Below are 12,149 nucleotides of genomic sequence, written 5' to 3'. Positions count from 1 at the left end.
CCCGGACAAAATTCGGTCAACCAACCGCGAAAGAACGCATTGTTTTTTGGCTCTTTTTGCATATATTGCGCCGCAACGCAGGTTGTCTGGTCGAGCTGACCGGGCTTCTTTTTGGGCGGAAAGCGCCCGTTCTCCTGTTTCCAGCGTTATCCGAGAAGAGGTCCCGGTCTGGCCGGCGAGATCGCGCTTAACCCATTGTTCGAACGCAAAGAAGCTCACTCATGAACCTCCGTAACGTCGCCATCATCGCCCACGTCGACCACGGCAAGACGACCCTGGTCGACAAACTCCTCCAGCAATCCGGCACGTTCCGCGAGAACCAGAAGGTGACCGATCGCGCCATGGACTCCAACGATCTGGAGCGTGAGCGCGGCATCACTATTCTGGCCAAGGCGGCCTCGGTGCAGTGGAAGGACACCCGCGTCAACATCGTTGACACCCCCGGCCACGCCGATTTCGGCGGCGAGGTCGAGCGCATCCTGAACATGGTGGACGGTGCACTGGTGCTGGTGGATGCCGCCGAGGGCCCGTTGCCGCAGACCAAATTCGTAGTCTCCAAGGCGCTCAAGGTCGGCCTCAAGCCGATCGTCGTCATCAACAAGGTCGACCGTCCCGACGCGCGCCCGACCGAAGTCATCAACGAGGTGTTCGACCTGTTTGCCGCGCTCGACGCCAGCGAGGAGCAGCTCGACTTCCCGATCCTGTACGGGTCGGCCAAGCAGGGCTGGATGGCCGAGAGCCCCGAGGGTCCGAAGGACAAGGGCATGGAGCCGCTGTTCGACCTGATCCTGCGCCACGTCGCGCCGCCCACGGTCGAAGAAGGCCCGTTCCGGATGATCGGCACCATCCTGGAAGCCAACCCCTATCTCGGCCGCATCATCACCGGCCGCATCTCGTCCGGCATCCTCAAGCCGAACCAGCAGGTCAAGGTGCTGAACGCCGACGGCAAGCTGGTCGAGACGGGCCGCATCACCAAGATCCTGGCGTTCCGCGGTCTCGAGCGCACGCCGCTCGATGAAGCCGAAGCCGGCGACATCGTCGCCATCGCGGGCCTGACCAAGGGCACCGTCGCCGACACCTTCTGCGATCCGACCGTCGAAGTGCCGCTGCCGGCACAGCCGATCGACCCGCCGACCGTGTCGATGTCGTTCATCGTCAACAACTCCCCGCTCGCCGGCACCGAAGGCGACAAGGTGACGAGCCGCATGATCCGCGACCGCCTGCTGCGCGAGGCCGAAGGCAACGTCGCACTGCGCGTCGTCGAAGCCTCGGACAAGGATGCGATGGAAGTTTCGGGCCGCGGCGAATTGCAGCTCGCGATCCTGATCGAGACCATGCGCCGCGAGGGCTTCGAGCTCTCGGTGTCGCGTCCGCGCGTCGTTCTCCAGAAGGACGAGGCCACCGGCGCCACCATGGAGCCCATCGAGGAAGTCGTCATCGACGTCGACGAGGAGCATTCCGGCGTCGTCGTGCAGAAGATGAGCGAGCGCAAGTCCGAGCTGGTCGAGATGAAGCCGTCCGGCGGCAACCGCCTGCGCCTGGTGTTCTACGCACCGACCCGCGGCCTGATCGGATATCAGGGCGAATTGCTCACCGACACCCGCGGCACCGCGATCATGAACCGCCTGTTCCACGGCTATGCGCCGTACAAGGGCGAGATCCAGGGCCGCCGCAACGGCGTGCTGATCTCCAACGACCAGGGCGAGGCGGTTGCCTACGCCATGTTCAAGCTGGAAGACCGCGGCCCGATGATGATCGAGCCCGGCTGGAAGGTCTACAAGGGCATGATCGTCGGCGAGCACACCCGCGACAACGATCTCGAGATCAACGTGCTCAAGGGCAAGCAGCTCACCAACATTCGCACCACGTCCAAGGACGAGGCCGTGCGCCTGACCCCGCCGATCCGCATGACGCTGGAGAAGGCGCTGGCCTATATCGAGGACGACGAGCTCGTCGAGGTCACCCCGAAGTCGATCCGCCTGCGCAAGAAGCACCTCGACCCGAACGAGCGCAAGCGCGCGGAAAAGTCCAAGGAAGCGGTGGCGTAAGCCGCCGCTCTCGTGCCCCGGACGCAGCGCATCACGAAGTGATGCGCTGCCGGCGCCTAGACAATCCAGCCTCTCGATTGCTTGCTTGGCTCCCCACCGAGCGTACAGCGCATGCGGGGCACGACCGGAACACGATTGCGTGGACCACTTTAGCACTCACGGGGAACATGCTAGAGCCAGACCATGAGTTCCCTTCCCTCCTCCGTTGACGTCGCGATCATCGGGGCCGGCGCTGCCGGGTTCGGCGCAGCGCATGCGCTGAAGGATTCCAATCTTTCCACCATCGTGCTCGAAGCGCGCGGCCGTATCGGCGGCCGCGCATGGACCGTGCAGGCCTCACCCGAGGTGACGTTCGACGTCGGCTGCGGCTGGCTGCATTCGGCGGACAAGAACTCCTTCGTTCCGATCGCCCGGCAGCTCAATTTCGAACTCAATACCGACCTGCCGCCCTGGAGCGATCGCGCCTTTGGTGACGCCTTTCCGGAAGCTCTGCGCCGGGATTTTGTGCGCGCGATCGATCAGTTCTACGAACGCGCCTCCGAGGCTGCGGAAGAAGACGAGGATGCGCCCGCCTCACGCTATCTCGAGCCTGGCAATTGCTGGAATCCCATGATCGACGCCGTCTCGACCTATGTGAACGGGTGCGAGCTCGATCAGGTCTCGATCCTGGACATGGAAGCCTACGAGGACACCTACTTCAATTGGCGCGTGCGCGCGGGATATGGGACCCTGATCGCGGCCTATGGCGCGCCCTGCCCGGTCGCACTGAACTGCAACGTCACGCTGATCGACCATTCCGGGCGGCGTAACCGGCTCGAAACCTCGCAGGGCACGCTGACCGCGGACAAGGTGATCGTCACCCTGCCGACCAATCTGATCGCCGATGAAGCGATCCGCTTTTCTCCGGCGCTGCCGGCCAAGCTCGATGCCGCGCGTGGTCTTCCGCTCGGCGTCGACGACAAAGTGACGCTGGCGCTCGAGGACGCCGAAGCCTTCCCGAAAGAGGGCAATTTGCGCGGCGTCACGATGCGCACTGCCATGGGCACCTATCACATCCGCCCGTTCGGCCAACCCTGCATCGAAGGCTTTTTCGGCGGCAGCTTTGCACGCGAATTGGAGAATGCCGGGGACGGCGCATTTGCAGCCCAAAGCATAGACGAGATCGCGGGCTTCCTCGGCAACGACATCAGGCAAAAGCTGAAACCGCTCTACGAGTCCCGCTGGGCCCACGATCCCTTCGCCCGCGGCGCCTATTCGCACGCCCTGCCGGGGCATGCGGGTGCCCGGGCCGCCTTGGCAGCGCCGGTCGATGGGCGGCTGTTCTTTGCCGGGGAAGCGACGTCGCCGAACTTTTTCTCCACGGCACATGGGGCGCGGGACAGCGGAGAGCGGGCGGCAAGGGAATTGCTGGCGGCACTCAGCAAGCTATAACCGCGAACTCCGTCATTGCGGGCGCAGCGAAGCAATCCAGACTTGTGCTGCGGAAAGACGCTGGATTTGCTTGGCTGCGCTCGCAATGACGCACTACTCGATCAGCCGTGCCCGTAAATCCGCATCCGGCACGAAGCAGGCATCATACTTTCCGAAGAGCCGATAGCGGTTGCGTGCGACGAGATTGTACACCGCATTTCGCAGCGGCTTCGGCACGAAGAACAGCACACGCACCCAACTCCATCCTGGCAGTTGAGAGAGCACGGTCAGCGCAGCATCTGACTTCACGAACACCTCGCCGCCGTGGACCACCGCATTGGTGTCGGGATCATCGGGATCGACGCCAAACGTCAGCGCAAGCTTCGTGCCGTACGCCGACTGGATCGGCGTGAAACGAAACCGCTTCGCCGTATCGCGCGCAGCGACAAACCGGACCCAGCGCGAGCAGAAGATGCAGACGCCATCGAACAGGATCACGTCGTCATCGGGCCATTTTTGCATCAGCGATTATCCAGTATCAGAGTGCCACCAGCATCAGCACAATCGCCGCCATGGTCTTTGCCTACGCACCGAACCGCAGCATGAAGAAGACGATTTCGGTTTCGGTGACGATGGCGCCGAGCACGTACAGGTATTTGACCAGGAAATACAGAGTCATGGCATTTTGCCCACCGGCTTCAGCGCGCGATCGAGTTCGCTGCTCGCGGCTTTGACACCTGCGTCAGTTTCGATCATCCAATGACCGTCCCTGCCAACAGCTGGCAATGTGCGGAAATCGACTTTGCCACTTCCACTACGAAACGCATCCGCCAACGCTTTCGAAAATGCCAGCGCAAAATAGCTGTCATTGGCTGCTACCAGCGAGGTCACGGGAATGCGCGCCGTCTTGCCGAACTCGGCGGCAGCCGCAAGAAGCGTATGCGGCGCGCAGACCTTGTTCGGTTCATCATTGGCGCGGCCACCGCGCCCCGGCGCAAGCACGACGATCGAGGAGATCGCGTTCGGATCGGCGTTCGCGAGCGCCAGCGCGCCCCAGCCGCCGGCGGAATGGCCGAGCACGACGACGGCGTTTTTACGAATGAAATCCTGCTTTCGCAAATAGTCCAGCGCGAGCAAAATTTCGTCCGCGGTGGCGCGGCCCGCGCGCGCGTAGTCCGCCTCGTCGCAGCCGCCCTGATCCTCGACATAGCGGCCGCCGGTCGGACCATGACCAAGCCGTACCGGCACCAGCACGGCGAAGCCGCGTGCGACGAGATAAGATACAAGCGGGCGGTATTCCGGCTGCGGCATTTGCGCCCGACGCAACACGTTCTGCGTCGAGGCATGTGCGATGACCGCAAGCCGAAACGGACCGGCGCCAACGGGGCGAAACAGCAGGGCATGCGCGGCGATGTCGGTATCCGGCGAGGGCACACGCCATTCCTGCCGGCGGAACGGCTGGCCTTCCTCGCTCGATGAACCAAACGTGACCTGAGCGCACAGAGGCGGCGCGGTCAGCAAGGCCAGCAGAGGGAGAAGGGAAAGGGTGTTGAGGAGTCGCATGAATTGCCGAAGGCGAACACGATCAGTGACAGCCAGACTAGTAGGAACGAATCATTCGGGGCGGACTTTTTGCGGTGCCATTGCCGTTCATTCGTTGCCGCAAAGCAGTTTTGCACCGTCGCACGGCAGGCCTTTGCCATTCAAAGCGACAGCTTGTCTTTTTTCGGCACAACATGGGCAAAATACTGATGCACAAAGTCCACAGGTTAACCGATAATTAACGATAGGTCTTGCCGCCGGCGCGGCGACTTGGTTTGATCGCGTCCATGAGCACAACCCTGATCGAGGTCCGGCCGGCCAAAGCTGCAGATGCAACTGCGGTGGCGTCCACCCATGACGATGCCTGGCGCTCCGCCTATCAGGGCATCATTCCCGGCGGCGAGCTGGAGAAGCTGATCAATCGCCGCGGTCCGCAGTGGTGGGACAGTGCGATCCGCAAAGGCAGCCGCGTCAGCGTGCTCGTGTTTGGCGACAAGATCGCCGGCTACGCCAATTACGGCCGCAACCGCGCCCGCAGCCTGCACTTCGACGGCGAGATCTACGAACTCTATTTGCGTCCGGAATTCCAGGGCCTCGGCTTCGGGCGCCGCCTGTTCACAGCCGCCCGCCGCGACCTGATGCAAAGCGGCCTGAAGAGCATGGTGGTGTGGGCGCTCTCGGACAACGATGCGGCGACCGAGTTCTATCGTGCCCTGGGCGGCCGCATGGTGGCGCGCTCCTCGGAGCGTTTCGGGCCGAAGTCGCTCGACAAGATTGCCTTCGCTTGGACCAATTGAGCTGCTGAAAGACCAGCCGGCAGCGTTTCCCATTCGTCGATACCGTTGCCCTTGAGCCGGTGGTCGCTGGATTCATTTTTTCACAAAAACACGATGGATAGGCGGGGCAAGCCCGCGTATGACAGTGCCAAAATCGCTGCCGGGCGCGATTTAACCTCGGCAACAACGGAGCCTTGAATGCGTATCGATGCGGTCTCAATCGGGACCAACCCGCCACACGACGTCAACGTTATCATCGAAGTCCCCGTGGGCGGCGAACCGATCAAATACGAAATGGACAAGGAGGCCGGCACGCTGGTGGTCGACCGCTTCCTCTACACGCCGATGCGTTACCCTGGGAACTACGGCTTCATTCCGCACACGCTGTCCGACGATGGCGACCCCTGCGACGTCCTGATCATCAACACCCGCGCCATCATTCCCGGCGCTGTCATGAGCGTGCGTCCGGTCGGCGTGCTGATGATGGAAGACGAAGCCGGCGGCGACGAGAAGATTTTGGCGGTGCCGTCGTCGAAACTCACGCAGCGCTACGACAAGGTGAAGACCTATAGCGATCTGCCGGACATCACGCTGCAGCAGATCCAGCACTTCTTCGAGCACTACAAGGATCTCGAGAAGGGCAAATGGGTGAAGATCTTGCGCTGGGGCGGCCCGGAGGAAGCGCACAAGCTGATCCTCGAAGGCATCGAGCGCGAGAAAAACAAGAAGGCCTAGTCGTCATTCCGGGACGCGTTCAGCGCGAACCCGGAACCCAGAAGTTGTAGCGCTAGATTCCGGGTTCGCACTTCGTGCGCCCCGGAATGACGGATCAAACCGCCGGCTTCGGCAGCCCTGCAACCGCACAGGCGGCACGCAGCGTGTTCACCAGCAGGCAGGCAACCGTCATCTGACCGACACCGCCCGGCACCGGCGTCACCGCGCCCGCGATCCCGAGCGCTTCCTGATAGGCGACATCGCCGACGAGGCGCGTCTTGCCGTCATCCTTGGGGATGCGGTTGATCCCGACGTCGATCACGGTCGCGCCCGGCTTCAGCCAGTCGCCACGCACCATCTCCGGTTTGCCGACCGCGGCGTAGACGAGATCGGCGCGCTTCACGAGCCCGGGCAGGTCGCGCGAGCGCGAATGCGCGATCGTCACCGTCGCGTTCTCATTCAACAGCAATTGCACCAGCGGGCGGCCGACAAGATTTGAACGGCCGATGACGATGGCGTTCATGCCTTCGAGCGAGGCGTGCACGGTTTTGGCCAGGATGATGCAGCCGAGTGGCGTGCAGGGCGACAGCGCCTCGAAACCGCCGGCGAGCCGGCCCGCATTGTTCGGATGCAGACCGTCGACATCCTTGGCGGGATCGATGGCGTTGATGACGACCTCGGTGTTGAGGCCCTTCGGCAGCGGCAGTTGCACCAGAATTCCGTGCACGGCCGGATCGCGGTTGAGTTTTGCGACGAGCGCGAGAAGGTCGGTCTGCGAGACGTCGGCCGGCAGTTTGTGCTCGAAGGAGGCCATGCCCGCTGCTTGCGTCTGGCTGTGCTTGGAGCGGACATAGACCTCGCTCGCCGGGTCGTTGCCGACCAGCACCACCGCAAGGCCCGGCACCAGATTGTGCTCGCGCTTGACGCGGGCGACCTCATCAGCGACGCGGGCGCGGAGTTCCGCGGCGATGACTTTTCCGTCGATGATGTTGGCGGTCATGTCAGTTCCCCTGGTCTATCGATTTGGTGTCTGTCGATTTGGCTGATGCGAGCTGGCGCAGGGCTTCGCCGAGCCGCGTCGGATCGCCGGCGACCGCGATCTGCTTCAGCCGCGAGGTCGCTCCGGACAGGAGCTTGACGCTGGCCTTGGGGACGCCAAGCGTTTTCGCCAGCAGGACCAAGACGGCCTTGTTGGCCGCGCCGCCATCGGCGATGGCGCGCACCCGCACCTTGAGCACGTTGCGGCCATCGGCCAGCTGCTCGATTCCGTCGATGTCGTCGCGGCCGCCGCGCGGCGTCACGCGCAGCGCGATGCTGATTCCCGCGGCCGAGTAACGCCAAGGTTCCTTAGAAACAAGGTTCTTTGGCAACCAAGCGCTCCAGCCTGCTTAGATCACGTTCGGGTAGATGTAATACAGGATCACCCGCTCGATGAACATGATGAGCAGGATCAGGATGATTGGTGAGATGTCGAGGCCGCCGAGACTGGGCAGGAAATTGCGAATCGGCGCCAGCACCGGCTCGGTGATCCGGTACAGGAACTCCGCTACCGCCGATACGAACTGGTTGCGGGTGTTCACGACGTTGAAGGCGATCAGCCAGGACAGGATCGCGGAAGCGATCAGCAGCCAGACGTAGAGGTCGAGCACGATGATGACGATGTCGAGAACGGCACGCATGGCTTTTGAAAACTCTGGCTTCGGTCGGGATTGACGCCTTTTGCTAGATATCGGTTCCCCCCGGCCCAAACAAGGGAAGTCGGTGCCGGGATGGCTAAAACCGGGTTACACCCGTCCTTGACTTGACCTTGGCGGGGACTTAAATGGCGCCCGGTTGTCGGCCGCATTGACCAGAGCGGCCAGCAAAGGGGCCATAGCTCAGCTGGGAGAGCGCGTCGTTCGCAATGACGAGGTCGGCGGTTCGATCCCGCCTGGCTCCACCAGTCTTCGCAGGCTACGCCTGCTTCGGCTAGGCAAGCCCTCGTGTAGCGAAGACTGTCCCGCCATAGCCCGAAGGGCGACGGCGGACCCCTCCAAAGAAATCCCCCTACTTCCCCGTAAACCTCGGCGGCCGCTTCTCCATGAAGCTCGCCACCCCCTCCCGAAAATCGCTGCCGTTCAGCGCCACCATCATCTCCCGGTTGGCCTCGATCGTCGCCTCCGCCAGCGTCTGGAACGGCACCTCATAGAGCTGCCGCTTGATCACGGCCATCGCGCTCGGCGAGACGAAATCGGCGAGGTCGCGCGCATAGGCGTAGGTCTCCTCGCGGAGTTTTTCAGGCGAGCATAGCCGGTTGACCAAGCCGATCCGCAGCGCCTCATGGCTTGTCACACGCCTCGCCGAAAGCAACAGATCCATCGCATTGGCGTGGCCGACGATGCGCGGCAGCATCCAGCTGATGCCGTGCTCGGCGATCAGGCCACGCCGCGCGAAGGCTGTGGTGAAGACAGTATTGTCGGCCGCAAAGCGCAGGTCGCAATAGAGCGCGTGGACGAGGCCGATGCCGGCGGTTGCGCCGTTGAGCATGGCGATGACGGGCTTTCCGATCGACGGATAGAAGCCGTAGCGCGTCTGCCAGTCCGGCCGACGGTTCATGTCGAAGGGCGGCAGGTTCGAGGCGCGCCTGACGTCGTTGGGGTCGAGCCCCTTCAGCGCATCCATGTCGGCGCCGGCGCAGAAGGCGCGGCCCGCGCCGGTGAGCACGATGACGCGGACATTGTCGTCGGCGCTTGACGCCTCCATCGCCTGGCGCACGTCGTGCTCCATGGTCGGCGTCCACGCATTCATGCGGTCCGGGCGATTGAGCGTGATGGTCGCGATCTTGTCGCTGACATCATAGAGAATGTGGTCGTAGGCCATGGCGCGCTCCCTTTGTTTGCCGGCGCAATTTCTCCTGCGCACGTTGGAAGCGAGCCTAGCATATCCGGGGATGAGGCAAGGGCTTGTCGCGCGAAGGCGCGATTACTCCGCGGCTTGCGCCAGCACCGGCCGGCGCGTCAGCCAACCGTCGATGAAATGATCGAGCCAGGCGCGTTCTGCGACATCGTAGACGGCACGGTCCGCGAAATGATGATGCCGCTGCCGCGCACCGGGCGCGCTGAAGCCGTCATAGCCGCGCGTGGTCCAGCGATGCATCATCGCGTAGGTCACGTCAGGATGAAACTGCACCCCGAAGGCATTGCCGGTGCGGAACGCCTGCACCGGAAAATCATCGCCTTCCGCAAGCAATTCGGCACCGACCGGCAGCTCGAAGCCTTCGCGATGCCAATGATAGACCTGCGCCGGCCAATTCGGGCAAAGCGCGTGGCCCGCGGCGGTGGGGCGGATTGGGTAGTAACCGATCTGGGTCAGCGCGTCCGCATGGGGCGCAACGCGGGCCCCTAACTGTATCGCCAGCATCTGCGCACCGAGGCAGATGCCGAGGAACGGCCGCTGTTCGCGCAGCGGAATTTCGATCCAGTCGATCTCGCGGCGGATGTAGTCGTCGGGATCGTTGGCGCTCATGGGACCGCCGAAGAAAACAGCGCCGACATGTTGATCGAGTGTCTCAGGCAGGGGATCGCCGAAGCGGGGACGGCGGATGTCGAGACGGTGGCCGAGCGCACGCAGTGCATTGCCGACTCGGCCGGGCGCCGAGGATTCCTGATGCAGGACGATCAGAACCGGCAACCGGGTTTCGGAGGCGGCGGCGCTCGGCGTCCTTCTGGCGAAGGGCACCACTTCTGCGCCACCAAACCTGTTCGTCCGGAACGACATGGCCTATGCGAGTGCTCGGTTCAGACCGCCAGCATAACTAAACGATCGTTAATTTCGTGTGAGTTTGCGCACACACGCCCGACATTGAAGCAAGCTCCGGGCCACCACGGACGCTTCGGGCTTCCTTAGCGCCTCTGCCTCTGGAACCGGCTGGTGGCGAACAGGATGAAGCCGCGCGGGAAGAAGCGCAGCGCGAATGGCACGATCTTGATGCCGAGGCCAGGCAGCACTGCCCGTTTGTTGGCCATCAAGCCGCGATAGGCCTGCTGTGCAACGTCGGACGCAGGAACATTGAGAAGGGCCGTATCATGCCCGGACCCGACACCGGCGCGCGCCTGGAATTCGGTGGGCACCGGACCCGGGCAAAGTACGGTGACGCGAACGCCGCGCGGCGCGAGCTCCGCCCGCAAGGCCTCGGTGAACGAGATCACAAAGGCCTTGGAGGCGTAGTAGACGGCCATGCCGGGACCGGGCAGGAAGCCGGCCACCGATCCGACATTGAGAAGACCGCCCTTGTTCCTGATGAGCTGATCGGCAAAGCGTAGCGAGAGGTCCGTCAGAGCCCGGACGTTGACATCGACGATGCCGACCTGCTCGACGCGGTCGCGCTCGATTGCGTCACCGAACACGCCGAAGCCGGCATTATTGACGAGATGATCGAGTTCGACGCCTGCGGCCGCGAGCGCGGCGGCGATCTTCTCGCCGGCATCTGCCTCTTGCAGATCGCAGGCAATCACGATTGGCTTCTTGCCGCCCTTGGCGGCAAGCTCGTTCGCGAGCGCCTCCAGCCGGTCCGCCCGACGCGCCGTCAGCGCAAGGCGGTGTCCATTCGCGGCGAACACACGTGCCAGCTCCGTGCCGATGCCCGCCGAGGCACCGGTGATCAATGTTACCCGCTCAGTCACGATCGAAGTCTCTTGATTAGAAGTTTTTTTGGCCCGGCAATGGCGGAACGAGAGCATAGGCCGTGCGCGGCAGGCAAGCGGCGCCGACAGCATGGCTGCTTGAGCAGGCAACAAGGAGAGCAGAAAAAACGCGGATTTACAGGCGAATCCGAGGCCGGGGCGACCCGGGAGGTACATTAAAGTTTTGTCATGTGGTTCGTACAACCGGCAATTGGCCGATGTTGCGGCGGGTCAGCCGCCGACGGCGCCGTCCTTGACCTGACCACCGGCGCGGTCGGCAACCGCATGCTTCAGGTCGATCCGGTCGCGCTGGGAAATCCCGAGCAGGTCGGAGGCGCGCCAGACGACGTTGTCCTCGAATTCGGTGACCTGACCGTCGGCATAGACCAGCTCCCACATCATCTGGACGATGCGCTTGCGGCCCTCTTCGTCGAGCGAGCGCATGATGACGCTGGTGAAGTGATAGAGGTCCACCGCCTCGCCCTCTACCTGGGTCGCATCCGCGATCAGGCGATCGGCGGTGCCGCGATCGAGCCCGAAATGGCTTTCGATCAGGCTATGCAGCTTGCGCTGCTCGGTTGCCGTCGGCTGGCCGTCCAGCGAGACCACGTGAACCAGTAGCGCGGTGGCCGCCAGCCGGTAATCGCTGTCGCCGAATGCGCGGTCCTGTGCCTGAGGGGCAACAATGTCGGCGATGAATTGGCGCAAGCCGTCGAGCATAAGATCCTACCGAAATCAATGAAGCCGCAGGGTTACGGCCCACCGGCCTTATATGAGCGGGAAACTCAACCGCCGCAACGTGCGTCAGTTCCGCGCCCGCATTACGTTTCGGCAATCTGGGAGCCACCGTTTCCGTCATGGCCGGATTTGACGACGGAGTTTTGGTGCGAACCTGCCTCCGTCGTCATTGCGAGCGCCGCGAAGCAATCCAGAATCTTTCCGCGGTGACAGACCGGATTGCTTCGTCGCAATTGCTCCTCGCAATGATGGAGAACGCG

General features: G+C 63.1%; 13 protein-coding genes, 1 tRNA gene and 1 pseudogene. 5 read left to right on the top strand and 10 right to left on the bottom strand.

Annotation, left to right across the window (positions count from 1 at the left end; genetic code table 11):
* Positions 1-221 precede the first annotated feature (221 nt).
* Both typA and IVA80_RS35310 read left to right on the top strand, forming a co-directional pair.
* A complete protein-coding gene (gene typA, locus IVA80_RS35315; protein WP_247439729.1) occupies positions 222-2,048 on the top strand; it encodes a translational GTPase TypA in 1,827 nt (608 codons plus the stop codon).
* A gap of 183 nt (positions 2,049-2,231) precedes the next feature.
* Positions 2,232-3,479: an NAD(P)/FAD-dependent oxidoreductase gene (locus IVA80_RS35310; protein WP_247439728.1), complete on the top strand. Its 1,248-nt coding sequence runs from the start codon at positions 2,232-2,234 to the stop codon at positions 3,477-3,479.
* Between the two features lie 93 nt (positions 3,480-3,572).
* Here the strand turns inward: IVA80_RS35310 and IVA80_RS35305 are convergent, their stop codons facing one another.
* The 3 genes and pseudogenes from IVA80_RS35305 to IVA80_RS35300 all read right to left on the bottom strand — a co-directional run bounded on the left by IVA80_RS35305 (position 3,573) and on the right by IVA80_RS35300 (position 5,021).
* The gene (locus tag IVA80_RS35305) at positions 3,573-3,980 is read right to left on the bottom strand and encodes a thiol-disulfide oxidoreductase DCC family protein (RefSeq protein ID WP_247439727.1); all 408 of its coding nucleotides are present in this window, start codon (positions 3,978-3,980) and stop codon (positions 3,573-3,575) included.
* A 76-nt stretch (positions 3,981-4,056) separates the two neighbouring features.
* A pseudogene (locus IVA80_RS38810) lies at positions 4,057-4,137 on the bottom strand (DUF2269 domain-containing protein); the annotation flags it as partial.
* A complete protein-coding gene (locus IVA80_RS35300) occupies positions 4,134-5,021 on the bottom strand; it encodes an alpha/beta fold hydrolase (protein WP_247439726.1) in 888 nt (295 codons plus the stop codon). The pseudogene IVA80_RS38810 and the gene IVA80_RS35300, both read right to left, overlap by 4 nt.
* A gap of 266 nt (positions 5,022-5,287) precedes the next feature.
* On the opposite strand from IVA80_RS35300, the gene IVA80_RS35295 reads away from it, so the two are divergent.
* Positions 5,288-5,797, top strand: coding sequence for a GNAT family N-acetyltransferase (locus tag IVA80_RS35295; RefSeq protein WP_247439725.1), 510 nt, complete (start codon positions 5,288-5,290; stop codon positions 5,795-5,797).
* Positions 5,798-5,974: 177 nt separating this feature from the next.
* Positions 5,975-6,511: an inorganic diphosphatase gene (gene ppa / locus IVA80_RS35290; RefSeq protein WP_247439724.1), complete on the top strand. Its 537-nt coding sequence runs from the start codon at positions 5,975-5,977 to the stop codon at positions 6,509-6,511.
* A 94-nt stretch (positions 6,512-6,605) separates the two neighbouring features.
* Here ppa and folD read toward each other — a convergent pair whose 3' ends face one another.
* The 3 genes from folD to IVA80_RS35275 are packed head-to-tail and all read right to left on the bottom strand — an operon-like array spanning position 6,606 to position 8,169.
* Positions 6,606-7,490 carry a bifunctional methylenetetrahydrofolate dehydrogenase/methenyltetrahydrofolate cyclohydrolase FolD gene (gene folD / locus IVA80_RS35285; RefSeq protein ID WP_247439723.1) on the bottom strand — a complete coding sequence of 295 codons (885 nt, stop codon included), beginning with the start codon at positions 7,488-7,490 and terminating at the stop codon, positions 6,606-6,608.
* A gap of 1 nt (position 7,491) precedes the next feature.
* Positions 7,492-7,860, bottom strand: coding sequence for a DUF167 domain-containing protein (locus IVA80_RS35280; RefSeq protein ID WP_247439722.1), 369 nt, complete (start codon positions 7,858-7,860; stop codon positions 7,492-7,494).
* A gap of 18 nt (positions 7,861-7,878) precedes the next feature.
* Positions 7,879-8,169 carry a YggT family protein gene (locus tag IVA80_RS35275; protein WP_007598721.1) on the bottom strand — a complete coding sequence of 97 codons (291 nt, stop codon included), beginning with the start codon at positions 8,167-8,169 and terminating at the stop codon, positions 7,879-7,881.
* Positions 8,170-8,356: 187 nt separating this feature from the next.
* Here IVA80_RS35275 and IVA80_RS35270 point away from each other — a divergent pair.
* A tRNA-Ala gene (locus IVA80_RS35270) sits at positions 8,357-8,432 on the top strand.
* A 104-nt stretch (positions 8,433-8,536) separates the two neighbouring features.
* On the opposite strand, the gene IVA80_RS35265 is transcribed toward IVA80_RS35270, so the two are convergent.
* The 4 genes from IVA80_RS35265 to IVA80_RS35250 form a co-directional block, all read right to left on the bottom strand.
* Positions 8,537-9,349, bottom strand: a complete 813-nt coding sequence (locus IVA80_RS35265; RefSeq protein WP_247439721.1) for an enoyl-CoA hydratase — start codon at positions 9,347-9,349, stop codon at positions 8,537-8,539.
* 102 nt (positions 9,350-9,451) lie between these two features.
* Positions 9,452-10,246, bottom strand: a complete 795-nt coding sequence (locus IVA80_RS35260) for a glutamine amidotransferase (protein WP_247439720.1) — start codon at positions 10,244-10,246, stop codon at positions 9,452-9,454.
* A 125-nt stretch (positions 10,247-10,371) separates the two neighbouring features.
* Positions 10,372-11,151 carry an SDR family oxidoreductase gene (locus IVA80_RS35255; protein WP_247439719.1) on the bottom strand — a complete coding sequence of 260 codons (780 nt, stop codon included), beginning with the start codon at positions 11,149-11,151 and terminating at the stop codon, positions 10,372-10,374.
* Positions 11,152-11,382: 231 nt separating this feature from the next.
* Positions 11,383-11,871, bottom strand: a complete 489-nt coding sequence (locus IVA80_RS35250) for a TerB family tellurite resistance protein (protein WP_247439718.1) — start codon at positions 11,869-11,871, stop codon at positions 11,383-11,385.
* Positions 11,872-12,149 lie beyond the last annotated feature (278 nt).

The organism is Bradyrhizobium sp. 139, from assembly GCF_023074175.1.
In the GTDB taxonomy this organism is placed as follows: domain Bacteria; phylum Pseudomonadota; class Alphaproteobacteria; order Rhizobiales; family Xanthobacteraceae; genus Bradyrhizobium.
This window is presented reverse-complemented; position numbering and strand designations above follow the sequence as displayed.